Below are 25,893 nucleotides of genomic sequence, written 5' to 3' on the forward strand. Positions count from 1 at the left end.
GGGGCACCGATGACGTGGTCGTACGGCCGGCGGCCGACCCTGCTCGCCCTGCTCGTCCTGGCGCTCGTCGCGGTCGGGCTGCTGCCCACTGCGCCGGTGAGTGCGGCTGCGGACACCCCGACGAGCTACCTCGCGGTCTCCTCGCTGCGGTACGGCACGCAGCTGCTCACGGCCTCGCCCAGGCTCTGGAGCAACGCCCCGTTCACCGTCGACATCTCGTTCGCCGACGCCGATGGTGCCGTCACCGACGTGGCGTTCAGCGCTCCCGGTGGCCGCTCCTTCGTCCCGGGGTCGTACCAGCAGGTCGGCACTGCCAGCTCTCCCCGTGGAGCGCTGTCGGTGAGCCGTCCTGACGGGACCGCCTGTGACGGCGGGGACTACACGGTGCGCGAGGTGCACTTCGCGGGGGACGGCACCGTCGACCGCTTCTGGGCCGGCTTCGCCTGCGGCGCCAGCGCCTTCGGCGAGGTCGCGGTCGGACGCGCGGTGCCCTCCGGGCCCCTGGTCGTCCCCAGCGGCGTGGCCTTCCCCGAACTCGCACCGCACTCCACCACGCCGGCGCGAGCAGCGGTCTGGGTGCTCGGTGGCACCCCGACGCGTGCCGCCGTCGCGGGAGTGGACGCGAGCGACTTCACCGCCCGCAGCGGACCGTGCGACGCCCGGGCCTGCCGGGTGGACACGACCTTCGCCCCCGTCGCCTCCGGAGTCCGGAGCGGCAGCCTGGACCTCGGGCCGGGCCTCCCGGTCGTGGCCCTCGCGGGCTACGCCACCCCCGGCGACACCTCCCTCGCCCTGCACAGCGGCGGGACCTCCGACTGGGTCGGCAAGGGCCAGGACGTGAGGGTCGACCAGGCGTCAGGCGGGGTCGGGGTCTTCGGAGGGGAGGGGTCCACCTCGCTGCGTTTCGCCGCGACCAGCTCCGCCCGCGACGTCGACGGGAGTGAGGTCAGCGTCGACGGCGAGATCGACGCCCCACCAGGGGCCCGGCTGCACGCCGGGGACTACACCGGTGCACTGCGGGAGGGGTACGGGCGGGTGTCCGCGCCCGTCCTGGACGTCTCCATGGACTCCCGAGCCTGCTCGCACACGCGCGGGGACATCCACGTCGCGCAGCTGGACTACGCCCCGGACGGCGCGATCGCGCACCTGTCCCTCACCTTCACCCAGTGGTGCGACGGCGCGGCGGACGCCCTCGAGGGCACCCTGCACGTCCACGTGCTCGCCCCCTGGGAGCGCGACCTCCCCCGCGGCCTGCCCGCCCTGCCCGGCTGGCCCACTCAGCAGGTCGTCCGACCCGTGCAGCAGCCGCCCCAGGGGACGACGAGCAGGGCCTCTCTGGGACCGACCGCCGACACCGCTCCGGAACTGCTGACAGCCGCGGAGGGACTGGTCCAGGTCGGAGGCACCCCTGACGACCTGAGTGTCGACGCCGGCTTCGGCAGCGACCTCCTCTCCAGCCTCGACGCGACCCACCGCGCGGTCCGCCACGCCATCGTCGAAGGCCGTGACACCGAGGCCGACCACTGCTCGCGGACCTCTCTCGACGTCCGCGACCTGCACCAAGGCACTGACGGGCGCGTCGACCGGCTGTGGGCGCTCCTGCGCAACGGGTGCGACGCCGGAGCCCCGGCGTACGCCGAGGTCGTCTTCCAGGAGCCGACGGGCAGCGTGCCCGCGATCGCGCCCAGCGGGTGGGCCTTCGGCGAGGCGGCGGTCGGTTCGCACGTCGGGCGGATGCAGACGTTCTGGCTCACCGGCGCGACCCGGTCACCCGACTGGCGGGTGAGCGGACCGGCTCTCGCGGACTTCCGGCTGGGCGACACCGGCTGCGACTCCCGCGGGTGCCGCGTCGACGTGACGTTCGTCCCCTCCGCGCCCGGACGGCGCGACGCGCGACTCGATGCAGGTCCGGGGGCGACGGCCGTCCCGCTGACGGGCGACGGGGCGACGGGTGACACGTCGCTCACGTTCCACGAGCGGCACGCCGACGGGTCACCCGGCCCCTCCTTCACGTTCGCGCCCACCGCGACGCTGGCGGGCGGGTCGGCCTGGGGGACGACCAGCTTCAACGTCGGGTGGGAGACCGACGGCGCCTGGAGCACCGGCACCCTGGAGCCGGCCGACGGCGTGCCGATCGGCTCCGCAGCCCCGGGGGGCGCCGGGCCCGGCGTGGGGGTCTCGATCGGCGCCCCGTACCCGCTGTGCACGGCCAGCTCCTCCGGTCGGCTCCAGCTGCAGCAGTTCGTCGAGGACGTGGCCGCCGGCGTCCTGCTCCACCTGTCGGCTGCCGGCCGGACGACCTGCGGCGATGACACCTTCGACGTCGTGATGCACTACCGCGCCCTGCCACCGGGTGCCGACCCGCAGGACGACGAGCATCCCCTGCCGGGGTGGGACGCAGTCCCCACGGACACGTCGACGACGCCACCCCCGACCACGGGGCCGCCGTCACCCACCCCGACACCGAGCGCCGGCGGGCTACCGGCCGCCACTCCGGGCACCTCCGCCCCGAGCAGCAGCCCGGCGGCGGGCGCAGCCAGCACGGTCCCGCCGCCACCGTCCGCCGCCCCGGCTCTGGTCGCGCCCCCGGGGTCGGTGGTGGCCGACACCCGCGCGCCCGTGCCGCTGCTCGTCACCGACCGGCTCCGCCACCGGCTGCGCGTGGACCTCAGCTCGCACTACGCCGGGAGGACCGTCGCCGTGCGGGTCCAGCGGCACGGCCGGTGGGCCGCGCTCGGCGTCGTGCGCCTGGACCGCCGGGGCAACGCGACGCTGCGGCTCCCGGCTGTCCTGCCGGCGCGGGGCAGTGCGCTGCGCATCGTGCTCGGCCGCACGGTGATCGCGAGCGGTCGCTCGGGCTAGCGGCGGTGCCGGGCGAGCACCCGGCGCGCGCGGGCCGCACCGGCGCGGAGCAGGTCGATGTCCTCCGGGCGGTAGACCCGCGGCTGGTGGGTGTGGACGCAGTGCGCGCCGAGGACCTCGCCCGCCTCGTCGATGACCGGGGCACCCGCGTAGCTCGCGAGCGAGCTCGCCTCGACCAACCAGTTGCCGGCGTGGACCGGGCTCGCCGCCGTGTCGGAGACGACGTACGCGCCGCGCGCCTTGACCGTGAACGCGCAGAACGACCAGTCGACCGGGTAGCCCGCCGGGCCGGCGAACGCGCAGTCCGGCTTCACGCCGTACGACCCGGCGATGACGACGGAGCTGTCGAGGACGAGCGTGACGAGCGCGATCGGGGCCTCGAGCGCCGCGGCCGTGAAGGCGGCGAGGGCGTCCAGCTCCGCGCGCAGCGCCGCGTCCCCGAGGTCGTACGCGGTGGCGGCCTCGAGCCGGCGGAGCTCGGCGAGCTCCACCTTCGTCGTCATGCCGCACCATCGGCCGCGCGCCACGGGGCCGGAGGGGGTCCGCCGGGCGCCACCCGATCAGGTCCTGGAGCGGACCTCAGCGCGGGAGGACGACGAGGTCGTCGCGGTGCACGACCTCGCGCTCGTACGCCGGCCCCAGCTCCGCGGCCAGCTCGTGCGTGCTGCGGCCGAGCAGCCCCGGCAGCTCACCGGCGTCGTAGTTGACGAGCCCGCGCGCCACGGGCAGGCCCGCCGGGTCGACGAGCTCGACGGGGTCGCCGGCCGCGAACTCCCCGCTGACCCGCGTGATGCCGGCGGGCAGCAGCGAGGCGCCGCGCGAGACGACCGCGCGCACCGCACCGTCGTCGAGGACGAGCCGCCCGCGCGGGGAGCTGGCGTGCGCGAGCCACATCAGCCGCGGCGGCCGGCGCGGGCCGGTGGGCAGGAACGAGGTCCCGACCTGCTCGCCGCGCAGGGCGGCGCCGGCCAGCGCGGCCGAGGTGAGCAGCGTCGGGATCCCGGCGGCGGCGGCGATCCGGGCCGCCTCCACCTTCGTCGCCATGCCGCCGGTGCCGACCGACGAGCCGGTGCCCCCGATGCGGTCCTCGAGGCCGGCGAGCTCCGCCGGGTCGGCGACCCGCGGGATCAGGGTGGCGCCGGGCTTGCGCGGGTCCCCGTCGTACAGCCCGTCCACGTCGCTCAGCAGGACGAGGGCGTCGGCCTGCACGAGCTGGGCGACGAGCGCGGCGAGCCGGTCGTTGTCGCCGAAGCGGATCTCGTGCGTGGCGACCGTGTCGTTCTCGTTGACCACCGGCACGGCGCCGAGCGCGAACAGCCGGAACAGCGTGCGCTGGGCGTTGCGGTAGTGCGCCCGCCGGATCACGTCCTCGGCGGTGAGCAGCACCTGCCCGACGGCCAGGCCGTGGCGGGCGAAGGCCGCGGTGTAGCGGTGGACGAGCAGCCCCTGCCCCACGCTCGCCGCCGCCTGCTGGGAGGCGAGGTCGCGGGGCCGGCGCGCCAGCCCGAGGGGGCTGAGGCCCGCCGCGATCGCGCCGGAGCTCACCAGCACGACGTCGCTCCCCGCAGCGCGCCGTGCAGCCAGGGCGTCGACGAGGGCGTCGACCCGGTCGCCGTCCAGGGCGCCCTGCCGGGTGGTGAGCGAGGACGAGCCGACCTTGACGACGATGCGCGCGGCCGACAGCACCGGCGTGGCCGGCGCGCCGGCGCCCGCGCTCACCGGCGGCGGCGCGGCTCGGGCTCGAGCCGCAGGTCGGAGCCGCGGGGACCGTGCAGGAGCTCGGCGCCCGTCTCGACTGTCGGCTCCCAGTCGAAGACGACGGCCTGGTCCCCCTCGCCGATGACGACCGTGGAGCCCGGCGTGGCGCCCTTGGCCACGAGCTCCTCCTCGACGCCCAGCTTCGCCAGCCGGTCGGCCAGGTAGCCGACCGCCTCGTCGTTGGAGAAGTCGGTCTGGCGCACCCAGCGCCACGGCTTCTCGCCGAGGACGCGGAAGAAGTCGCCCTCGGGGGTGACCGAGAACTCCGGGCCCTTCACGGGCCGCGGGCGCAGCACGGTACGGGTCACCTCGACCGCGGGCGCCTCGGCCCGCGCCCTGGCGACGACGCGCGCCATGGCGAAGGAGAGCTCGCGCAGCCCCTCGCGGGACGCGGCCGAGACCTCGACGACCTCGAGGCCGCGGGCCTCGAGCTCGGGGCGGACCATGTCGGCGAGGTCGCGCGCCTCGGGCACGTCGACCTTGTTGAGCGCGACGAGGCGCGGACGGTCCTGGAGCCCGCCGTACGACGCGAGCTCGGCCTCGATGACGTCGAGGTCGCTCAGCGGGTCGCGGCCGGGGTCGAGCGTGGCGCAGTCGAGCACGTGGACGAGCGCGGCGCAGCGCTCGACGTGGCGGAGGAACTCCAGGCCCAGGCCCTTGCCCTCGCTCGCGCCGGGGATCAGGCCGGGGACGTCGGCGACGGTGAAGCGGACCTCGCCCGCCTCGACGACGCCGAGGTTGGGGACGAGCGTGGTGAAGGGGTAGTCCGCGATCTTCGGCTTCGCCGCCGACAGCGCCCCCACGAGGCTGGACTTGCCGGCGCTCGGGAAGCCCACGAGCGCGATGTCGGCGACGGTCTTGAGCTCGAGGACCACGTCGCGGGCGGTGCCGGGCTCGCCGAGCAGCGCGAAGCCGGGTGCCTTGCGCTTGGTGGAGGCGAGGGCGGCGTTGCCGAGGCCACCGCGCCCGCCCTGGGCGATGACGTACGTCGCGCCCGCGCCGACGAGGTCCGCCAGCACCTCGCCGTCCAGCGTCGTGACCACCGTGCCGTCGGGCACGGGCAGGACGAGCGTCGTCCCGTTGGCGCCGTCGCGGTTGCTCCCCTGCCCCGGCTTGCCGTTGTCCGCGTGGCGGTGCGGGCCGTGGTGGTAGTCCAGCAGCGTCGTGACCTGCGGGTCGACCACGAGCACGACGTCGCCGCCGTCACCGCCGTCGCCACCGTCCGGGCCGCCGAGCGGCTTGAACTTCTCGCGGTGGATGGAGGCGCACCCGTGCCCCCCGCTGCCGGCGCTCGCGTGGAGCACGACGCGGTCGACGAACGTGGTCATGGGGGGCCTTCCGAGGAGGTGGGGGCGCCGGACCGGCGCCCCGGGGAAAACGTCGAGGGCGGGCCGGAGGATCCCGGACCCGCCCTCGTCGAGGAGCTGCTACTCGGCCGCGGCGGCCAGCGGCACGATGTCGATGACGCGGCGCTCGCGGCGCGTACCGAACTTCACGTGGCCGGGGACGAGCGCGAACAGCGTGTCGTCGCCGCCGCGGCCCACGCCGAGGCCCGGGTGGAAGTGCGTGCCGCGCTGGCGGACGATGATCTCGCCGGCGCCCACGAGCTGGCCGCCGTAGCGCTTCACGCCGAGGCGCTTCGCGTTGGAGTCACGACCGTTGCGGGTCGAGGACGCACCCTTCTTGTGTGCCATGCCGTCACGCCTTCCCGGTCTCGATGCCGGTCACCTTGACCGCGGTCAGGGCGCTGCGGTAGCCCTGGCGGCGGCGGTAGCCGGTCTTGTTCTTGTAGCGGAGGATGTCGATCTTCGGCCCGCGGTGGTGGTCGACGACCTCCGCGGTCACCGTGACGCCCGAGAGCGACGCGGCGTCCGAGGTGACGGTGTCGCCGTCGACGAGCAGCAGCGGCTGCAGCTGGACCGAGGACCCGGGCTCGCCGGCCACTCGGTCGAGGACGACGAGGTCGCCGACGGCGACCTTCTCCTGACGGCCGCCGGCGCGGACGATCGCGTACACCCTGGCACTTCCTCTTCAGCCCACGGACGACCCCGCGGCGGACGAGCGGCGGCGCTCCGGACCGGGCCGAGGGCCCAGGACGGGGGTCGCACGCGCAGGCGCGGGGAGGCGCGCCAGCGGCGCACCGAATGACCAGAGTACGGAACCGTCCCGCGACAGGTCAAACGAGGGCTCCCGCCCTTCCGGTCCCCTCGGAGCGGTCACGCAGAGCGAACCACCGGACGGGCTCCTCAGGGCCCCTGCGCGGGTGCCGAACGGTAGGGGTCGTCCCCGAAGCCCCTTGCGGAGACCCCGTGCACCACCTGCCCACCGATCGTCCGCGCCCCGACCAGCGGGGGCGCCGCGGCGTGCCCCTCGCCGTGGCGCTCGCGCTGCTGGCACCCGTCGCCGCCGTCACCGCCCCGGTTGCCGAGGCGGCGACGCACGTGGCGCGGCCCGCGGCGCAGGCTGCGACCACGCGGACCTTCAGCCGGAAGATCGAGTGGTTCGCCCCGGTCCAGGAGCAGACGAGGTGCGACCCGAAGCCCAAGGCGGGCACGGTCAAGCTCGCGAACTGGCTGCAGCGCACGTACAAGGGCACCGGCAGCCTCGGCATCAGCCGTGGCTGCAAGGTCGGCGGCGTCTCCGAGCACAAGGAGGGGCGCGCGTTCGACTGGGGCGTCAACATGCACAACGCCAAGCAGCGCGCGGCCGCCGCGGCCTTCCTCAAGTACCTCCTCGCCACCGACCGCTACGGCAACAAGGACGCCATGGCCCGGCGCATGGGGATCATGTACGTCATCTGGGACAAGCGGATCTGGTCCACCAGCGACCCCAACCGCTGGCGGGCGTACCACGGGGCGAGCAACCACACCGACCACATGCACATCTCGATGAGCTGGAACGGCGCGCTCGGCCGCACGTCGTTCTGGTCCGGGCTCGTGGTCGACCCCGTCCCGGTTCCCGGCCCCACGCCGAAGCCCGGCGGCACCTTCGACCCCGACCCCGACCTGCCGACGCTGCCGCCCACCACGAAGGCCAGCCCCCCGGCGAGCGCCCGGCCCGCCGCGCCCGTCCCCACTCCCCCGCCGGTGCGCCCGGTCGCGACCAGCGCGCCGGTGCTCCCGCCGGTCCCGCGGTCGACGCCGACGCCCACCGCCACGCCGGTCTGGCCGCCGCTGCTCGACCAGACCGCGCAGCCCGCGGTCGGCCTCGACGTGCCCGCGACGGGCGAGACCGTCACCACGTCGTTCTCCCTGCAGGCGAAGCGGACCTACCGCCTCGTCGCCACGGGCACCTACGCGTACGGCGCCGGCTCGATGCTCGCCGACGCCACCTGCAACTGGCACCCGTACGACGACAGCGGCTGGTCGCGGCGCTCGACCTGGGAGCAGTCCGGCAGCACGCAGTTCGACCTGCTCGTCGGCGGGGCGAGCTCCTGGCGGACCCGGGCGGGTTCGACGGGTGGCTGCGACGACCGGCACACCTACGTCTGGGACTACCGCCCCGACACCACCGGGCCGCTCTCCCTCCAGCTGCTCGACGACTACTACGGCGACAACAGCGGCAGCGTGCACGTCACCGTGCTGCCGGGCGGTACGCCGCTCGACGCCTGGGTGCCGCCGGCCGCGGCCCCCGTCACGGACGCGCCGGTCGCCGACCTGCCGCGCCTCACGACGGGGCCGCGCGAGTACGCCGAGCAGCTCGACGTCCCCGCCGACGGCACCGCCGTGCGGACCGCGGGCGTGCTCCGGGCCGGCGCGACGTACACGGTCACGGCGAGCGGCACGTTCGACTACGCCGACGGCCAGGCGGACGCGGCCTGCGTGCGCCGCGGGCAGTCCAGCACCTGGCAGCGCTCGGCCTCCGGCGACCCGCTGCGCCCGACGACCGACATGCTCGACCTGTGGGTCGACGGGGCCCGCCCGTCGCTCGTCCCCGTCGCCGCCGCGACCGGGAGCTGCGCCAACGGCCACGACTACACGTGGACCTACCGCCCCACCGTCGACGGCCAGGCCCGCTTCCAGGTGTACGCCCCGGCGGGCACCGCGGCGAGCGGTTCGCTGCAGGTCTCGGTGCGCCTCGCCGACGCGGTGCCGACGCCGCCCGCCGACGCGTACCCGCTGACCAACGGCACGGCGCTGGTCGACGAGTCCGTGGCGCTGCCGGCCGACGGCTCGACCGGCGTCGTCCGCACCGCCGGCGTGCTCGTGCGCGGGACGAGCTACCTCGTCACCGCCTCGGGGACCTGGGGCACCGGGTACGGGCCGGCCGACGCCGAGTGCGCCGCCCGCGGGACCGGCCCCTGGTCCGCGAGCGTCGCCGGCTGGAACGCCACCCGTCCCGCGGACCTGTTCGGGCTGTTCGTCGACGGGGTCGACCCGGTGTTCGCGCCGACCGACCCCGACGGCACCGGGTGCAGCGCGGGCAGCCACGTCTGGACCACGACGTGGACGGCGGCGCGCACCGGCCGGGCCCGGCTGGGGCTGTGGGACGTCGACCTCACCGACGACACCGGTGCGTTGACGGTCCGCTTCCAGCGGCTGCCGCTGCCGCCTAGCGGCCCGTCGCCCACGGCCTCGCCGTCCGCGTCGCCGTCCGCGTCGCCGTCGGTGTCGCCGTCGGTGTCGCCGTCGGTGTCGCCGTCGGTGTCGCCGTCGGTGTCGCCGTCGGTGTCGCCGTCCAGCAGCCCGTCGGTGTCGGCGACCACCTCGTCCACGCCGCTCCCGTCGGCGTCCCCGGCCGGCCGCTCGGCGTACCTGCCGGACTGATCCCGCCCGTGACTGAAGTCACGCGCCCTGTCTGCCGACAGGACCGCGTGAGCTCCCCACGGCCAGCCCGGCCCCCTGCGCACGTGCGCGCAGCCGCCGGGTACGCCGCGGCGAGCCTGGTGCCCGTCCTCGTGCTCGGGCTGTTCCTCGTGCAGGGCGAGCAGCGCGACGGCCACGTCCGCGTGCTCGGCCGGGGCACCGCGCAGGCCCGGATGCTCCAGGGCACCGTGCTCGACCCGGTGCTGGCCGGCCGCGAGGTCAGCTCGATCAGCTCCGCGGACGCCGCGCAGCTCCGCGTGCTCGTCGACAGCGCGATGCGCCGCAAGGCCGTGCACTTCGTCGCCGTCCGCGGCGTCGACGGGCGGGTGCTGTGGGGCGAGGGCCCGGTCGAGCGGCGCCTCGCCGCCGTCGACGGGCCGCTGTTCGCCGCCGCCCGCGCGGGACGTCCCGGTGTCGGGCTGACCAGCGACCCGAGCACGCCGAGCGGCTCCGTCATCCACATCGTCGCGCCGCTGCCCACGCCGGCGTCCGGGGGTGCCGGCGAGGTGCTGGACGTGGGCGTGCCGTACGAGGACATCGCGGCCAGCGTCAGCCGCGACCTGCACCGCTACTACGTCGGACTCTCGCTGGCCCTGCTCGCGCTCTACCTCGTCCAGGTGGGGCTCGCCTGGTCGACGATGCGCCGGCTGCGCCGCTCCGCCGCGGAGGACGAGCACCGCGCCCGCCACGACGAGCTCACCGGCCTGCCCAACCGCCGCGCCTTCCGCGAGCTCGTCGACCACATGCTGCAGACCGGCGCTCCGGGCACGCTCGTGCTGGCCGACATCGAGCACGTCACCGAGGTCAACGACACCCTGGGCCACGACGCGGGCGACGAGCTGCTGCGCGCGGCCGCCTCCCGGATGCGGGCCGCGCTGCCGCCCACGACGGTCGTCTCCCGGCTCGCCGGCGACGAGTTCGGCCTGCTGCTGCCTGAGACCGGAACCGAGGCGCTCGCCGTGCTGGACCGCGTCCGCGCCGCGCTCGGCGCCGAGCTCGTCCTCGAGGGCGTCCCCCTGGTGTGCGAGGCGAGCTGGGGCGTCGTCCCCGTGTCCGCGGGCGAGGGCGAGCTCGGCGTGCTGCTCCGGCGCGCCGACATCGCGCTGCACGAGGCGAGCCGCAGCACCGCGCACGTCGTCGCCTGGACCGAGCAGCTGCAGACGCTCACCGCCGAGGCGCTGGGCCTGCAGGCCGAGCTGCGCCGCGCCATCGAGGAGGACGAGCTCGTCCTCCACTACCAGCCCCAGGTCGACCTCACGACCGGTGCGACCGTCGGCGTCGAGGCACTGGTCCGCTGGCAGCACCCGCAGCGCGGGCTCCTGCCTCCCGCCGCCTTCCTCGACGCCGTCGAGCAGTCCGGCACCATCGGGCCGTTCACCTCCTGGGTGCTGCGCCGCGCCGTCCGGGACTGCGCCGCCTGGCGCGAGCGCGGGGTCGACTGGCAGGTCAGCGTCAACGTCTCCATGCGCAACCTCGTCGGGCCCGCCCTCGCCGAGGAGGTCGCGGCGCTGCTCGCGCAGCACGGCGTACCGGCCGACCGGCTCACGCTGGAGATCACCGAGACCGCGCTCCCCGCGGACCAGGGCCTGCTCGCCAGCGCCGTCGCCGCGCTGGCGCAGCTCGGGGTCGAGATGTCGATCGACGACTTCGGCACCGGCTTCACGACCTTCGCCCAGCTGCGCTCCCTGCCGGTCTGCGAGATCAAGATCGACCGGTCCTTCGTCTCCGGCGCGCTCGCCGACTCCGAGGACCGCGCGATCATCACCTCCGTCGTCGCGCTCGCCCGCGGGCTCGGCCGACGCGTGCTCGCCGAGGGCGTCGAGACGCCCGACGTGGACGAGTGGCTGCGGGACATCGGCTGTGACCGGGGCCAGGGCTACCGCTGGTCGAAGCCCGTCCCGTGGACCGAGCTGCTCGACGAGCCCGCCCGCCAGGGCTGAGCTCCCCGACACGAGCCAGCGGGAGCACGTACGCGCCCCGCGCACCGCACGACGCAGAGCGGCCCGCCGCCACGGGGACCAGAGTTCCTCGCACCCGCAGCGGGTTCCTCCCCGTCGTCGGCGCCAGACCGCCGACACGCGCCAGCGGGAGCACGTACGCGCCCCGCTCACCGCAGCCGGTCCCCTCGACCTGGTCCTGCTCCCCCCGGCGCGTGTCGCACGGGACGACGGAGCAGCACTGCGCCCGGAGACGGCCCTGCTCCGGCCCGTACGGTGACGGACCGGAGCAGGGGACGCTGCGTCAGCGCTGGGTCAGCGCTGGGTCAGGGGCGCGTGGCCCGGCGGCGGCGGCGCGGCGGGCGGCCGTCGTCGACGGGCTCCTCGACCGGGTCGGCGCCGACGAGGACCGGCTCGTGGACGGGCTCGACGACCGGCGCCGCGACCTCGACGGCCGCGACCTCCACCGCCTCGACCTCAGCGACCGGCGCCTCGCTGACCGGGTCCTCGGCCGCGACCGGGTCCTCCGCGAGCTCCTCGGCCGCGGCGGGCTCCGCCGCGGCCGCGCGCGGCGCCAGCAGGGCCGGGGAGGGCGCCGCGCCCGGGGGCACGACGACGCGCGGGCGGGAGCCGTGGTCGTGGTCGCCACCAGAGCCGTTGAGCACGCGGTCGAGCGAGACGATGACGCCGCGCCCCTTGCAGTGCTCGCACGGCTCGGAGAACGCCTCGAGCAGGCCCGTCCCGACGCGCTTGCGCGTCATCTGCACCAGCCCGAGCGAGCTGACCTCGGCGACCTGGTGCTTCGTGCGGTCCCGCCCGAGGCACTCGAGCAGGCGGCGCATGACGAGGTCGCGGTTGCTCTCGAGGACCATGTCGATGAAGTCGACGACGATGATCCCGCCGAGGTCGCGCAGCCGCAGCTGGCGGACGATCTCCTCCGCGGCCTCGAGGTTGTTCTTGGTGACGGTCTCCTCGAGGTTGCCGCCCTTGCCGGTGAAGCGCCCCGTGTTGACGTCGATGACGACCATCGCCTCGGTGCGGTCGATGACCAGCGACCCGCCCGAGGGCAGGTAGACCTTGCGGTCCAGCGCCTTCGCGAGCTGCTCGTCGATGCGGTGCGCGGCGAACACGTCGCCCGTGCCCGTCCACCGCGTCACGCGGTCGGCGAGCTCGGGGGCGACACCGCGGATGTACGGCTCGACCGTGCCCCACGCCCCGTCACCGGAGACGACGACGCTGGTGAAGTCCTCGTTGAACACGTCGCGCAGCACCCGGACCGTGAGGTCGGGCTCGCCGTGGAGGAGCGCCGGGGCGTTGGCCGTACGCGCCGCCGCCTGCACCTCCTCCCACTGCTGCTGCAGCCGCGCCACGTCAGCGGCGATGTCCTCCTCGGACGCCCCCTCGGCAGCGGTGCGGACGATGACGCCGGCGTCCTCGGGGACGACCTTGCGCAGGATGGACTTCAGCCGGGTGCGCTCGGTGTCCGGGAGCTTGCGGCTGATGCCGGTCATGCCACCGCCGGGGACGTAGACCAGGAAGCGACCCGGCAGCGAGACCTGGCTCGTGAGGCGGGCGCCCTTGGTCCCGATGGGGTCCTTGGTGACCTGGACGAGCACGGGATCGCCGCTCTTCAGCGCGACCTCGATGCGCTTGGGCTGGCCCTCCAGCCCGGCCGCGTCCCAGTTGACCTCACCGGCGTAGAGCACGGCGTTGCGGCCCTTGCCGAGGTCGATGAACGCCGCCTCCATGCTGGGCAGGACGTTCTGCACTCGGCCGAGGTAGACGCTGCCGACCATCGTCGCGGTCTCGCCGTTGTCGACGTAGTGCTCGACGAGCATGCCGTCCTCGAGCACCGCGATCTGCGTGCGCTTGCCCTGCTGGCGCACGACCATCGTGCGCTGCACGCTCTCGCGGCGGGCGAGGAACTCGGCCTCGCTGAGCAGCGGGGTGCGCCGCCGGCCCAGCTCGCGCCCCTCGCGGCGGCGCATCTTCTTGGCCTCGAGCCGCGTGGAGCCGCGCAGCGAGGACACCTCGTCCTCGTCGCGGGTACGCGTCCGGCGGCCCTCGCGGGCGCGGGGCGCCTCGGCCTCGGCGGTGGGCTCGACGTCCTCTCCCCCGCGGCGGCGGCGGCGACGACGGCGGCGCGAGCTGCTGCTGCCCTCGCCGTCCTCGCTGTCGGCGTCGGCCGGCTCGTCCTGCGCGACCGCGTCGCCTGCCGGCGCCGCGGACGGTGCTGCTGCCGGCTCGTCCTCCGCGGCGGCCTCGCCGCCCTCGCTCGTGTCGTCGGCGCGGTCGTCGCGCCCGCGGCTGCGGCGACCGCGTCCCCCGCGACGGCGGCGGCGACGGCCGGACTCGCCCTCACCGCGGGCGTCGTCGTCGGCCTCGTCCTCGCCGGTCGGCTCGTCGACCGCGGCGGTCTCGTCGAGCGCCGCGAGGGCGGTGCCGTCGGCGAGCGCCTCAGCGGCCTCCTCCTCGGAGAGCGCCGGCACGTCGGTGGGCGCCAGGCGGCTGGCCCGGCGGCGGCGGCGCGGCCGGTCCCCTGCGGTGTCGGCAGCGTCGGCGGTGTCGCCGGTGCCCGCGGCCCCAGCAGCCGGGGCCTCCGCCGCCGGGGCGGCGGGCTCGTCGGCGACGACGACCGGCAGGGTCTCGGCCTGCACCGGCTCGGCCGAGGCGGACCCGGCCGGGCGCGAGCTGCGGCGGCGGCGGCGCACGGGAGCCTCGTCCGCGGCGGCAGGCGCCTCCTCCGGCGCGGGCGGGGCCTGGAAGAGCACGGACGGCACCGCGGGCGCCTCGTTGGCGAGCGCCACCGCGTCGAGCGCGGCCGCCCGCTCCTCCTCGGTGAGGTCCTCGACCGGCGGGACGAGCGCGGCGGCGGCCTCGTCGACGACCTCCGCGAGCGGCTCCGCCCCGGCCTGCTCGGCGGCCGGCTCGGTGATGGGCTCGGTCAGCGCGGCGGGGAGCGGGGTCTCCTCGACGACCGGGGCCGCCGCCTTCTTGGCGGGGCGCCGTGCGGCGCGCTTGCGCGGCGCGGGCGCGGGCTGCTCGGCGGCGGGCTCCGCGGCGGCCGCGGGCTGCTCGGCCGGTGGCTCGACCGCGGCGTCGGGCGCCGGAGCGTCGGGCGCCGGCGGCTCGGCGGGTGCGGCCTTCTTCGCCGCGGTCTTCCGGGTGCGCCGCGGGCGCGCCGGCGCCTCCTCGGCGGGAGCAGGCACATCGGCCGCCTCCGCCGCCACGGGGGCCGCCGGCTCGGCAGCACCGGGCTCGGCAGCACCGGGCTCGGCAGCCGGCTCCTCGGGCGGAGCAGCCGCGGCCTTCTTGGTGGTGCGCTTGGCGGCGGTGCGCTTCGCGGGTGCCCGCTTGCGCGCGGGCGCCGGCGTGTCCGCTCCCTCGGCAGCGGGGGTGGTCTCGCTGGTGGTGGTGTCGCTGTCCTCGACCATGGGTGGCCGCTCCTGCCTCCGCTCCCGGGCGCCGGAGCGCCGCGCGGGAGCGGCTCGTGCCGCCGGGCGCGCCCGGCGGGAAGCCTGTGGAATGCGCGTCCCCGCTCAGCAGGCCCGGCGGCAGCGTGCCGCGATCAGGCGCCGCCAACAGCGAGGGGCGCGCCGACGGCGTTCCGGTCAGGGGCGAGCGGGTCTCCCACCTCGCCCGTCGGCTCGTCGAGGGGGCCCTGTGCCAGCCGCACCGCGACAGGCGGCGCAGGCGTCACGAGGATCCCCGTCCGACGAAGTCCGGACAGGACGTCATCGGGTCGCACGGTCGGGGTTCCGTGCCGTACGACCACGTGCAGTATCGCACACGGCTCCCGCTCGGGCTCGGACCCCGCCGAGAGCCGCAGCACGGCGCCGCGCGCGTCGAACGTGCGCGTCCCGTCCTTGGTCAGCCGCTCGACGAGCACCTCGGGCGAGGCGAGGAACGCGGCGACGGCCTCCTCCGCCTGGGCGGCGGCCGTGCCGGGCAGCTCGATCCGCCAGTGCGACGCCTGCAGCCGGTCGGCCAGCGAGCCGGCGCCGGGCGCGGCCTCGACGACCTCGAGCACGTCGAGCCCCGGCGGCATCGCGGCGTCGAGCAGGCGCGCGACCTCGGCCGGGTCCACGCGCGTGGTGACGGACACCTCGACGTACTCGGCCTCGCTGGCGGTGCCGGTGGGAGCCGCCCCGGCGTACGAGATCTTCGGGTGGGGCGAGAACCCCGCGGAGTACGCGACGGGCAGCCCCGCCCGGCGCACCGCGCGCTCGAACGCGCGCTGGAAGTCGCGGTGGCTCGTGAAGCGCAACCGGCCGCGCTTGGCCCAGCGCACGCGCAGCTTCTGGACCGCCGGAGGAGGAGGCGGCCCGTCCGGGGTGCGCGCCATCAGACGACGCTCAGCGGCAGCAGCTTCTGCCCCGTCGGCCCGACCTGGATCTCCGTGCCCATCTGCGGGCAGACGCCGCAGTCGAAGCAGGGGTTCCACCGGCAGTCGTCGACCTCGACTGCGCCATCAGGGTCGACGGCGTCCTGCCAGTCCTGCCAGAGCCACTCCTTGTCCAGCCCGGAGTCCAGGTGGTCCCAGGGCAGCACCTCGTGCTGGCCGCGCTCGCGGGTGGTGTACCAGTCGACCGAGACGGAGGTGCCCTCGAACACCTCCTCGGCGCAGGACATCCAGCGCTCGAACGAGAAGTGCTCGCTCCAGCCGTCGAAGCGTCCGCCCTGCTCGTAGACCCGCCGGATCACGGCGCCGACGCGGCGGTCGCCGCGCGAGAGCAGGCCCTCGACGATGCCGGGCTTGCCGTCGTGGTACCGGAAGCCGATGGCTCGCGCGTAGTCGCGGTCGCCGCGGATCGCGTCGCGCAGCTTCTGCAGCCGCGCGTCGGTCGTCTCGTGGTCGAGCTGCGCCGCCCACTGGAACGGCGTGTGCGGCTTGGGCACGAACCCGCCGATCGACACGGTGCAGCGGATGTCGCGCGACCCGCTGACCTGGCGGCCGGTCTCGATGACGCGGCGGGCGACGCGGGCGATCGCGACGACGTCCTCGTCGGTCTCGGTCGGCAGGCCGCACATGAAGTAGAGCTTCACCTGCCGCCAGCCCGCGGAGTACGCCGCGGCGACGGTCCGGATGAGGTCGTCCTCGGTGACCATCTTGTTGATGACGCGGCGCATGCGCTCCGTGCCGCCCTCGGGCGCGAAGGTCAGCCCGGACCGGCGGCCGTTGCGGGTGAGCTCGTTGGCCAGGTCGATGTTGAACGCGTCGACGCGCGTGCTCGGCAGCGAGAGCGAGGTGTTCGTACCCTCGTAGCGGTCGGCGAGGCCCTTGGTGATGTCCGCGATCTCGGTGTGGTCGGCGCTCGACAGCGAGAGCAGCCCGACCTCCTGGAAGCCGGTCGCCTTGAGGCCCGCCTCGACCATCTCGCCGATCGTGGTGATGCTGCGCTCGCGCACGGGCCGCGTGATCATGCCGGCCTGGCAGAAGCGGCACCCGCGGGTGCAGCCGCGGAAGACCTCGACCGACATGCGCTCGTGGACGGTCTCCGCGAGCGGCACCAGCGGCTGCTTCGGGTACGGCCACTCGTCGAGGTCCATGACGGTGTTCTTGCCGACGCGCCACGGGACGTCGGAGCGCGTCGGCACGACGCGCTGGACGGCGCCGTCCAGCAGGTAGTCGACCTGGTAGAAGCGCGGGACGTAGAGGTTGCCGGTGCGGGCGAGCCGGAGCAGCAGCTCCTCGCGCCCGCCGGGCCGGCCCTCGGCCTTCCAGCCGCGCACGATCGCGGAGATCGCGAGCACGGCCTCCTCGCCGTCGCCCAGCACGGCCGCGTCGATGAACTCCGCGATGGGCTCGGGGTTGAAGGCCGCGTGCCCGCCGGCGACGACGACCGGGTGCGACTCGTCGCGGTCCGCCGCGGCGAGCGGGACGCCGGCGAGGTCGAGCGCCGCGAGCAGGTTGGTGTAGCCCAGCTCGGTCGCGAACGACACGCCGAAGACGTCGAAGGCCCCGACGGGACGGTGCGCGTCGACGGTGAACTGCGGGACGCGGTGCTCGCGCATGAGCGCCTCGAGGTCCGGCCACACGCTGTAGGTCCGCTCGGCCAGCACGTCGGGCTGCTCGTTGAGCACCTCGTAGAGGATCTGCAGGCCCTGGTTGGGCAGGCCGACCTCGTACGCGTCGGGGTACATCAGCGCCCAGCGCACGCTCGCCGCGTCCCAGTCCTTGACCTGCGCGTTCAGCTCGCCACCGACGTACTGGACCGGCTTCTGCACGCGCGCGAGCAGCGGCTCGAGCTGCGGGAACACCGAGGCTACGGGCATGGGCGGGGTCTCCCCGTGCGGGATCGTGCTGAGGGCTCAGCGGCGGGACGGTCGACTGCCCCTAGGGTACGGCCGTCCCGCCGGAGGCTCAGGCGTCCCGGTGCTGCTCGATGGCGGCGACGACCTCGTCGGCCATGCGGGTCAGCTCCGCGACCTCCTCGGCGGTGAAGTCGCGCGGGGTGGTCCCGATGACGCAGTAGGACCCGAGCACGTGGCCCGAGCTGGTCACCAGCGGCGCGCCGGCGTAGCTGCGGATGCCGTCGTCGGTGACGAGCGGGTTGTCGTGCTGCAGCGGGTCGACGGTCGCGTCCGGGACGACGTACGGCGCGCGGTTGCGCACGGCGTTGACGCAGAAGGACCACTCCACGGGCGTGCCGTCCGCCTCGTCGATCCAGCCCTCGACGCCCGAGGTGCCGGCGAGGTACTGGGCCTCGTCCAGGACGATCGAGACCAGGCCGATGGGCAGGTCGAAGCGCGCGGCCGCGGCGCGGGCGAAGGCGTCGAGCTGGGCGCGGACCTCGTCGGAGTAGAGGTCGTAGGAGCCGACCTCCTGGAGGCGCTCGGCGTCGGTGACGGGGTCGTTGGCGATGACGGGGTTCATGGCGGCGGCTCCTACTGGCCGAGGCGGGCGAGGGTGCGGGCGCTGCGCTGGCGGATGAGCAGCGACTGGCCGGAGATCCGGGCCGCGCCGCCCTGCGCGAGCGTGGCCTCGAGCACGCGGGTGAGGGTGTCGGGGTCAGCGACCCTCGTGGAGGGGGTGATCCGCGCGGCGGCGCAGATCGCGGCCCACACCTCGTCGAAGCGGCCGGCGAGCACCCGGCGCAGGCTGACCAGCAGGTCGTCGAGGGTGGGTTCGGTGACGCCGCGCGCAGGCGCCGTGGCTGGGGGCACGGGGAGGTCCTCCTGGGGATCGAGCCGGTCGTCCGACAGGCACTCCCCCTGCATCGGCGCGTCCGGGCGTCCCGCCCTGGCCCGTACGGGTGGACGCGGCGTGACCCGCGTCACCGCCCGCTCAGTCGCGCGGCAGCCGCCGCCAGTGGGTGGGCGGCCAGACCACGGCGACCGCGCGCCCGACGACGTCGTGCTCGGGGACGAACCCGCGGTCGGGGTCGTCGAGGTGCGAGCGCGAGTCCGCGGAGTCGCCGCGGTGGTCTCCCATCACCCAGAGGTCGCCCGGCGGCACGGTGACGGAGAACGGCGTCCCCGACGGGTCGTCCCCGGGGTAGATGTAGGACTCGGCGACGGCCTTGCCGTTGACCTTGACGGGCAGGCCGGGGCCCGCGCACTCCACGTGGTCGCCCGGCAGGCCGATGACGCGCTTGACGAAGTCGTCGTCGGAGGGCGTCGGCAGCCCGAACCACGACCCCACGGTCTGCACCGCGCCGAGCACGCCGCCGGCGCCCTCGCCCGACGTCTCGCTCTCCCAGCCCGCCGGGCCGTGGAAGACCACGACGTCGCCGCGGGAGATCGAGCCGAAGCGGTAGCCGACCTTCTCGACCGCGATGCGGTCGCCGACGCGCAGCGTCTGCTCCATCGAGCCGCTCGGGATGACGAAGGCCTCCACGAGGAAGCTGCGGACGAGCAGCGAGAGCAGCAGGGCGACCCCGACGATCACCGGCAGCTCCAGCCAGGAGCGCCACCTCGAGCTCCGCTTCACCTGCTGGGTCCCGCTCTCCTCGTGCACCTCGGTCACAGGGCACCTTCCCACGCCTGTGCCGCGGACGGCGCAGGGGCTGCCGCCGCCGCGTCGCCGGGCCACGCGACGACCGCGCCGGAGCCGACGAGCAGGGCCAGGACGAGCGCCGCGGCCCGGCGCCGGCGCGTGGCGCGGGCGGCGGCGCGCACCACGGCGTACGCGGCCACCGGCTCGCCCCACGGCGCCACGGCCAGCGCGCGGCGCAGCTCGGGGACGGTGGTGCTCTGCCCGCTCATGCCAGCTCCTCCAGCACGGCGCGCGCCGGCGCGCCGCCCAGCTCGTCGAGGTACGGCGACACCCGCAGCTTGCGCAGCGCCCGCGCGCACGCGCTCTTCACGGTGCCCGTGGCGATGCCGAGCACCTCGGCCGTCTGCTGCTCGGAGAGGTCCTCGACGTAGCGCAGCACCACCACCCGCCGCTCCCGCTCGGTCAGCCCGGCCAGCGCCTGCGCGACGGCCCGGCGGCGTACGGCGTCGTCGGCGAGGTCGGGGATCCGGCCGAGCTCGACCACGGGCCCGGGCGCCTCGCGCCGGCCGACCCGCCGCCACCAGCTGACCGAGCCGTTGGCGACGCAGCGCCGCGCGTAGTCGACGGGGTCGCCCTCCAGCCGCTCCCAGCGCAGGTAGACCGCGACCAGCGCGTTCTGCAGGAGGTCCTCGGCGCGGCCCGCGTCCCCCGTGAGGAGGTACGCGGTGGCGCGCAGGCGCGGGGACGCCGAGCGCACGAACGCCTCGAACGCCGGGTCGGGAGGAGCGGTCACGACGAGGAGCACGCGCGGGGGCCCGAGAAGGTTCCGCGCGGCGCTGAGCCGATCCTCAGGGAGCGCTGACGGGGACGGCGTAGGCGGTCGTGTAGGGGTTGCGCATGCCGACGACGTACGCGGTGGTCCCCGGCGCCGGGTCGGAGGCGAGCAGGCTGACCGTCCACGCGCCGCACGCGGGGTCGAGGGGAACGACGAGCCGGTGCGGCACCCGCAGGTGGTGCACGAGGCTGTCGATGACGACGGTCTGCGGGCGGCTGCTGCGCGGGGAGCAACCCGGTCCGGGCCGCTCGGGCGCGACGAGCAGCCGCGTACGGGTCACCGCGCGGCCGGTGCGCGGGTAGTGCCAGCCCTGGGGGCAGAACTTGTCGAGCAGGTTGCGGTGGCACTCGGTGAGGTAGGTGTCCGCGGTCACCGCGTACGTCCCGGCGGCCGTCGGCGTCCACGACAGCAGCGGCACCCGGACCTCGCGGCTGCCGAGCGGCACGAAGACGTTCGCGCCGTGCCCGGTCTCGACCGCGCGCGCCGTCCAGGCTGGGGCCGCCAGCGGCGTCGCGGCGAGGGTCACGCCGCCGAGCGGGATCCCGGCACCACGGACGCCGATGTGCGTGGCGACCGTCACTCGCAGCCGGCAGGCGTAGTCCCCGGCGCGCGGGGCGACGTAGAGCATCCGCACCCGCAGCACGGTCGGGCGCTGCCCGGCCATGCGGTTCGTCCCGTCCCACACCTGGTGCGTCGAGCGCAGACCGGCCGGACCGCAGCCGAGCCGCACGCCGACGGCGACCTGGCGCTGGTTCGGGGCGCCGAGCCGGACGGACGCGACGACCTCCGCCGCCTGCCCGGTGGCGAGCCCGGGCAGCGCGGTCGTGGACTGCAGGGTGGCGTCACCTCGGGCGGTGTCGTGGATCTGCTTGGCCGACGCGGGAGCCGCGGCGAGCAGGACGAGCAGAGCGGCAGCGGCGGCGAGCACCCTCGGGGACCTCATGGCCAGGAGGAGCAGGCGGGACGGTGTCCCGGTTCAGTGGCCTTCTGGTTCAGTCGCGACTGGGATCAATCCACACCGGGGTGGCGCCCCGACCTGCGCGTGTGGACGTTCTGCAGCAGCCCGACCGCCACGAGGGCGGCGAAGGTCGAGGAGCCGCCGTACGACACGAAGGGCAGCGGCACACCGGTCACCGGCATGATCCCGAGGGTCATCCCGATGTTCTCGAACGCCTGGAAGCCGAACCAGCAGATCGTCCCCACGCCGACGAGCCGGCCGAACAGGTCGTCGGCGGCCCAGGCGATCCGCCCCGCGCGCCAGAGCACGACGAGGAGCAGTGCCACGAGCGCGAGCGCGCCGCGGAAGCCCAGCTCCTCCCCCACGGCGGTGAAGATGAAGTCCGTCTGCTGCTCGGGCACGAACCCGCCCTGCGTCTGCGGGCCGTGGAAGAGCCCGTAGCCGTGCAGGCCCCCGCCGCCGATCGCGATCATGCCCTGGTGCACGTTGTAGGCCGAGCCGGAGAGGTCGCGGTCGGGGTGGGCGAACGACGTGAGCCGGTCGACCTGGTACGGCGACAGCAGTCCCGGCACGGTCACCGCCGCCGTGCCGAGCCCCGCGGCGGTGACCACGAGCAGCACCACCCAGCGCAGGGGCGCTCCGGACACCGCGATCATGCCGACGACCATCAGCGAGATGACCAGCGCGGTGCCGAGGTCGGGCTGCAGCATGACGAGGCCGAGCGGCACGGCCGCACCGACGAGCGCGAGCACGACGTCCCCGTCGCCGGCGGCGGTCTCGCTGCCGCGCTTCTCCGACAGGACCATCGCGAGCCCGACGACCAGCGCGACCTTGGCGATCTCCGAGGGCTGGATCGAGAAGCCGGCCGGCAGCAGGATCCAGGAGTGCGAGCCGTTGATGGTCGCGCCGAGCGGCGAGAGCACCGCCACCAGCCCGAGGACCGCGGCGGCGTAGACCACCGGCGCCCAGAGCCGCAGGCGGCGGTAGTCGAACCACGCCGCGGCGAGGGCCAGCACGCTGCCGATGCCGACGTTGACGGCCTCCTTCTTGAGGAAGGAGCGGCCCTTCGGCGCCGAGGGGCTGCCGCCGCTGGTCACCGACCAGACCTCCAGCGCGCCGATCGCGAGCAGCCCGGCGACGGCCGCGAGCAGCACCCAGTCGACCCGCCGCAGCGCGCCGCCGCGGTCGGTCGCGCGCGACCGCGGCACGGCGTACGCGGTGGTGGCGGTCACGCGCCCTTCTTCCCGGAGCTCTTCCGGGGGCGCACCACGGCCGTGGGCTTGCGGCCCTGCGGTGCGAGGATCCGTCCGTCGGGAGCGACGCGGGGCAGCGCCTTCGGCTGCTGCGCGCCCGGGGGCACCGCGGTCGCCGGGTCCACCGTCGTGCCCTTGACGCCGAGCAGCGCCTCGTAGATCTTCCGGACCGCAGGACCGGAGGTGCCCGACCCGGTGCCGCCCTGCGAGACCATCATCACCACGGCGTACCTCGGGTTGCTGACGGGCCCGAACGACGCGAACCACGACGTCGACTGCTTGCCGTAGACCTCGGCCGTGCCGGTCTTCGCCGCCATCGGCAGCGCGTCGTTCGGCCAGCCGCGGAAGACCCCGGCGGCTGTCCCCTTGACGGTGACGCCGTGCAGGGCGGTGTGGAGGAAGTCGATGGTCCCCTTGGAGGCGGGGAGCTTGCCGGCCGAGACCGGCCGGAACTGCTTGATGACCCGGCCCGCGGGCGACATGACGGCCTTCGCCACGTGGGGCTCCCACATCGTGCCGCCGTTGGCGACGGCGGCGTAGACGCGCGCCATCTGCAGCGGCGTGACGAGCACGTCGCCCTGGCCGATGACGAAGTTCGCCTCGTCACCGGGGCCGTAGCGCCAGCCGTCGGTGCAGTTCTCCTTGGCCAGCTGGAGGAGGAAGCGCGCCCGGTCGCCGGAGAGCTCGGGGTAGCCCTTCTTCGCCCGCAGGCACGAGCTGGCCTTCGTCTGCTCCCAGTACGCCCGCTTCCACTCGCGCGTCGGGATGCGCCCGCCGTGCTCGCCCGGCAGGTCGATCCCGGTCTGCTCGCCGAGGCCGTAGCCCTTGGCCGCCTGGACGAACGGGTCCTTCGCGTCGCTCTTCTGGCTGTAGCCGCCGAGCCGGTCCCAGGTGTGCTGCGCGAAGGCGTACCAGTTGGTGTCGCAGGAGACCTCGATCGCGCGCTCGAAGGAGATGCGGCCGTACGCCTCGGACTCGTAGTTCTTCTTCGGCTTGCCGCCGACGGGGTAGCTCGACGGGCAGTCCACGCTGGAGCTCGTGGAGTAGCCCGCCTTCACCGCGCCGGCCGTCGAGATGGCCTTGAAGATCGAGCCGGCGGCGTAGTCGCCCTGGATCGCGCGGTTGAGCACCGGGTAGTTGGCGCCGGCGCCGGTGATGGCGGCGTACTCCTTGCTGGAGATGCCGTTCACCCAGACGTTCGGGTCGTAGCTCGGGTAGCTCGCCATCGCGACGACGCCACCGGTCTGCGTGTCGAGCACGACGACCGCGCCCGAGTCGGCCTTGTACTTCTTGAAGGCCTTGTTGGGGTCGCCGACCGTGCGCGCGTGCGTGATCGCGCCGCGCAGGGCGTCCTCCGCCGCCTTCTGCACCTTGGCGTCGATCGTCGTGACGAGGTAGTCGCCGGGGGTCGGGTCCGTCTCCGCGATCGTGCCCGTCACCCCGCCGCGGTGGTCGACGGCGAGCTGCTCGACGCCGGGGACGCCGCGCAGGTAGGAGTCGTACTCCTTCTCCAGCCCCGAGCGCCCGACGAGGTCGCCGCCCTCCAGCTGCTGGCCCGCCGCCTTGGCCTTGTCGATCTCGTCCTGCGTCACCGGGCCGAGGTAGCCGAGCAGCTGGGCCGCGTTGGCCCCGACGCCCGCGCCGGGGTAGTCCCGGACGGCCGTCTGCTCGGCCGTGACGCCGGGGAAGTCCTCCTGGCGCTCGTTGATCCGCTGCGCGATGAGCATCTGCTGCTGCTGGCTGAGCGCGCCGATGTCGGAGACCGGGATCGGCTCGTAGGGCGAGCCGTTCCAGCACACGCCCTTGACGCGGCCGGGCTCCGAGCACAGCGTCGTGCGCTGGTGCAGCTCCTGCTCGGTGGTGCCCAGGACCTTCGCGAGGCGGGTCAGGAGGGCGACGCCCCCGTGCGGCTGCTTGAGCAGCTCGGTGCGGCTCACCGAGACGACGAGGGCCGTGGTGTTCTGCGCCAGCCGGCGGCCCTGCGCGTCGAGGATGAGCCCGCGCGTGGCGGGCGTGACGATCTCGCGCACGCGGTTGCTCGTCGCGGCCTGCGCGAAGCTCGAGCCGGTGCGGACCTGGAGGTACCACAGCCGGCCGCCGAGCGTCCCGAGCAGCGAGACCACGAGCACCATGAGGACGAGCAGCCGCACGGTCGAACGCTCGCTCACAGGCGCACTCCTGCTTCCGGGTCTGCCGTGCGGGCCAGGCGCTGGACCGCCGGCACGACGAGCGGAGTCAGCACCAGATCGTATGCCAGCGCGGCGAGCGCGACCTGCGGCACGCGGGACCACGCGACGCCCGGGTCGCCGATCAGCGTGCCGAGCAGGGCGCTCCCGGCGACGCTCGCGGGAGCGGCCACGACGACGGCCAGCAGGGTGCGCAGCGGCGCCGCCGCCACGTGCTCGAACGTCCGGCCCACGGCGTACCCGAGCACGGTGAGGACGGCGGCCCAGCGTCCGGCCGCGCCGTCGGAGGGCGGGAGGAGGTCGACGGCGAGGCCAGCGGCGAAGCCCGCCACCGCGCCCGGCAGCCGGCCCCACGCCTGGGCGGTGCCGACGACGACGAGCAGGACGACGTCCGGCGTCGCGCCGGGCAGGTGGAGCGGCGCGAGCACGACCGACTGGACGAGCACCGCGGTGAGCACGAGGAGGGCGAGCAGGGCCGCGCGCAGGGTGCTCACGGTCCCTGCTGCCCCACCACGACCCCCACGACGTCGAGCCGGCCGAAGTCGACGGCCGGCGTCACCGTCGCGCGCGTGGTGAGCGTGCCGGGAGCGGTACGGACCTTGACCACCTTGCCGACCAGCACGTCCTTGACGAAGGGGCGCCCGCCGGCGGACCCCGCCGTGACGAGCGACTCCCCCACCTTGACCGGGTCCGGGTCGAAGCCGGTGAGCTCGAGGTCGCGGCCCGCTCCGGTGCCGGCCACTCCGCCGAACAGCCCACCGGTCGTGCTGCGCCGCACGCCGACGTAGCAGCCGGGATCGGTCGCGAGCAGGACGGTCGCGGTCGTCGGGTGGACGGCGACGACCCTCCCCACGAGCCCCTGCCCGGAGGCGCCGGGGCCGACGACCGTGGTGTCGACGCGTACGCCGTCGTGCGCGCCGACGTCGATGGTCGCCGTGGTCGAGAACCCCTGCGCCGGCGAGAGCGCGATGACGCGCGCGGCCTTGATCCTCAGCGCCGAGGCCGAGGACGTGAGCCGCTCGAGCTCCAGCAGGCGCCGGTGCTCGTCCTGCCCCTGCGCGAGCTGCTGGCGGAGCACCTGGTCCTCCGTGCGCAGCCGGCGCAGCTCGTCCTCGCGGCTGCCGACGTCGCCGAGCCCCTGGGCGAAGCGGACCGGCGGCCCGGCGGCCGAGGCGACCGCCCGCTGCACGGGACCGAGCACGGCGCCGGCCGCGTCGCGCACGCGGCGGAGCGGGGAGCCTGCGCCCGAGCGGCCGTCGAGCAGGAGCAGCGTGACCGAGGTCAGGAGCAGCAGGGTGAGGACCAGCCGGGTGCGGCGGGAGTCACGCCCCATCGGCCGGCGCTCCGGGCCGGGAGGTCG

At 75.4% G+C, this 25,893-nt stretch carries 21 protein-coding genes; 3 read left to right on the forward strand and 18 right to left on the reverse strand.

The window, feature by feature from the left end; all coding sequences use genetic code 11:
- Nucleotides 1-9: 9 nt before the first annotated feature.
- Entirely contained in the window at nucleotides 10-2,862 is a 2,853-nt protein-coding gene (locus EV189_RS20450) for a hypothetical protein (RefSeq protein ID WP_196788537.1), read from the forward strand.
- On the opposite strand, the gene EV189_RS07620 is transcribed toward EV189_RS20450, so the two are convergent.
- The 5 genes from EV189_RS07620 to rplU all read right to left on the reverse strand — a co-directional run bounded on the left by EV189_RS07620 (nucleotide 2,859) and on the right by rplU (nucleotide 6,636).
- Nucleotides 2,859-3,365, reverse strand: a complete 507-nt coding sequence (locus EV189_RS07620) for a GAF domain-containing protein (protein WP_130492326.1) — start codon at nucleotides 3,363-3,365, stop codon at nucleotides 2,859-2,861. The two genes, EV189_RS20450 and EV189_RS07620, sit on opposite strands and share 4 nt — an antisense overlap.
- A gap of 76 nt (nucleotides 3,366-3,441) precedes the next feature.
- Entirely contained in the window at nucleotides 3,442-4,548 is a 1,107-nt protein-coding gene (gene proB, locus EV189_RS07625; protein WP_130492327.1) for a glutamate 5-kinase, read from the reverse strand.
- 29 nt (nucleotides 4,549-4,577) lie between these two features.
- The gene (gene obgE / locus EV189_RS07630) at nucleotides 4,578-5,948 is read right to left on the reverse strand and encodes a GTPase ObgE (protein ID WP_130492328.1); all 1,371 of its coding nucleotides are present in this window, start codon (nucleotides 5,946-5,948) and stop codon (nucleotides 4,578-4,580) included.
- Between the two features lie 99 nt (nucleotides 5,949-6,047).
- The gene (gene rpmA / locus EV189_RS07635) at nucleotides 6,048-6,314 is read right to left on the reverse strand and encodes a 50S ribosomal protein L27 (protein WP_130492329.1); all 267 of its coding nucleotides are present in this window, start codon (nucleotides 6,312-6,314) and stop codon (nucleotides 6,048-6,050) included.
- Nucleotides 6,315-6,318: 4 nt separating this feature from the next.
- The gene (rplU, locus tag EV189_RS07640) at nucleotides 6,319-6,636 is read right to left on the reverse strand and encodes a 50S ribosomal protein L21 (RefSeq protein ID WP_130492330.1); all 318 of its coding nucleotides are present in this window, start codon (nucleotides 6,634-6,636) and stop codon (nucleotides 6,319-6,321) included.
- A 293-nt stretch (nucleotides 6,637-6,929) separates the two neighbouring features.
- On the opposite strand from rplU, the gene EV189_RS20125 reads away from it, so the two are divergent.
- Nucleotides 6,930-9,386 carry a hypothetical protein gene (locus EV189_RS20125; RefSeq protein WP_165400187.1) on the forward strand — a complete coding sequence of 819 codons (2,457 nt, stop codon included), beginning with the start codon at nucleotides 6,930-6,932 and terminating at the stop codon, nucleotides 9,384-9,386.
- Nucleotides 9,387-9,469: 83 nt separating this feature from the next.
- Nucleotides 9,470-11,365 (forward strand): putative bifunctional diguanylate cyclase/phosphodiesterase, encoded by a 1,896-nt coding sequence (locus tag EV189_RS07650; protein WP_130492332.1) that lies wholly within the window; start codon nucleotides 9,470-9,472, stop codon nucleotides 11,363-11,365.
- A gap of 323 nt (nucleotides 11,366-11,688) precedes the next feature.
- Here the strand turns inward: EV189_RS07650 and EV189_RS07655 are convergent, their stop codons facing one another.
- The 13 genes from EV189_RS07655 to mreC form a co-directional block, all read right to left on the reverse strand.
- Complete coding sequence (locus EV189_RS07655) at nucleotides 11,689-14,796, reverse strand: Rne/Rng family ribonuclease (RefSeq protein ID WP_130492333.1); 3,108 nt, start codon at nucleotides 14,794-14,796, stop codon at nucleotides 11,689-11,691.
- A gap of 134 nt (nucleotides 14,797-14,930) precedes the next feature.
- On the reverse strand, nucleotides 14,931-15,707 hold the full coding sequence (locus tag EV189_RS07660; protein WP_130492334.1) for a TIGR03936 family radical SAM-associated protein: 777 nt from the start codon (nucleotides 15,705-15,707) through the stop codon (nucleotides 14,931-14,933).
- Nucleotides 15,707-17,638, reverse strand: coding sequence for a TIGR03960 family B12-binding radical SAM protein (locus EV189_RS07665; RefSeq protein WP_130492335.1), 1,932 nt, complete (start codon nucleotides 17,636-17,638; stop codon nucleotides 15,707-15,709). The genes EV189_RS07660 and EV189_RS07665 overlap by 1 nt, the downstream gene beginning before the upstream one ends.
- Nucleotides 17,639-17,726: 88 nt before the next feature.
- On the reverse strand, nucleotides 17,727-18,239 hold the full coding sequence (locus tag EV189_RS07670; protein WP_130492336.1) for a GAF domain-containing protein: 513 nt from the start codon (nucleotides 18,237-18,239) through the stop codon (nucleotides 17,727-17,729).
- A gap of 11 nt (nucleotides 18,240-18,250) precedes the next feature.
- Nucleotides 18,251-18,529 (reverse strand): hypothetical protein, encoded by a 279-nt coding sequence (locus tag EV189_RS07675; RefSeq protein ID WP_130492337.1) that lies wholly within the window; start codon nucleotides 18,527-18,529, stop codon nucleotides 18,251-18,253.
- A gap of 121 nt (nucleotides 18,530-18,650) precedes the next feature.
- Nucleotides 18,651-19,331: a signal peptidase I gene (gene lepB / locus EV189_RS07680; RefSeq protein ID WP_165400188.1), complete on the reverse strand. Its 681-nt coding sequence runs from the start codon at nucleotides 19,329-19,331 to the stop codon at nucleotides 18,651-18,653.
- Nucleotides 19,328-19,570: a hypothetical protein gene (locus EV189_RS20130; RefSeq protein WP_165400189.1), complete on the reverse strand. Its 243-nt coding sequence runs from the start codon at nucleotides 19,568-19,570 to the stop codon at nucleotides 19,328-19,330. The genes lepB and EV189_RS20130 overlap by 4 nt, the downstream gene beginning before the upstream one ends.
- On the reverse strand, nucleotides 19,567-20,094 hold the full coding sequence (locus EV189_RS07685; RefSeq protein ID WP_130492339.1) for a SigE family RNA polymerase sigma factor: 528 nt from the start codon (nucleotides 20,092-20,094) through the stop codon (nucleotides 19,567-19,569). The genes EV189_RS20130 and EV189_RS07685 overlap by 4 nt, the downstream gene beginning before the upstream one ends.
- Before the next feature lie 55 nt (nucleotides 20,095-20,149).
- Nucleotides 20,150-21,079, reverse strand: coding sequence for a hypothetical protein (locus EV189_RS07690; RefSeq protein WP_130492340.1), 930 nt, complete (start codon nucleotides 21,077-21,079; stop codon nucleotides 20,150-20,152).
- 65 nt (nucleotides 21,080-21,144) lie between these two features.
- Nucleotides 21,145-22,326: a rod shape-determining protein RodA gene (gene rodA, locus EV189_RS07695; RefSeq protein WP_130492341.1), complete on the reverse strand. Its 1,182-nt coding sequence runs from the start codon at nucleotides 22,324-22,326 to the stop codon at nucleotides 21,145-21,147.
- Nucleotides 22,323-24,515: a penicillin-binding protein 2 gene (mrdA, locus tag EV189_RS07700; protein WP_231116170.1), complete on the reverse strand. Its 2,193-nt coding sequence runs from the start codon at nucleotides 24,513-24,515 to the stop codon at nucleotides 22,323-22,325. Before mrdA ends, rodA begins: the two co-directional genes overlap by 4 nt.
- Entirely contained in the window at nucleotides 24,512-25,027 is a 516-nt protein-coding gene (mreD, locus tag EV189_RS07705) for a rod shape-determining protein MreD (protein WP_130492342.1), read from the reverse strand. The genes mrdA and mreD overlap by 4 nt, the downstream gene beginning before the upstream one ends.
- Nucleotides 25,024-25,866 (reverse strand): rod shape-determining protein MreC, encoded by an 843-nt coding sequence (gene mreC, locus EV189_RS07710; protein ID WP_130492343.1) that lies wholly within the window; start codon nucleotides 25,864-25,866, stop codon nucleotides 25,024-25,026. Before mreC ends, mreD begins: the two co-directional genes overlap by 4 nt.
- Between the last annotated feature and the right edge of the window lie 27 nt (nucleotides 25,867-25,893).

This window comes from Motilibacter rhizosphaerae (genome assembly GCF_004216915.1).
In the GTDB taxonomy this organism is placed as follows: domain Bacteria; phylum Actinomycetota; class Actinomycetes; order Motilibacterales; family Motilibacteraceae; genus Motilibacter; species Motilibacter rhizosphaerae.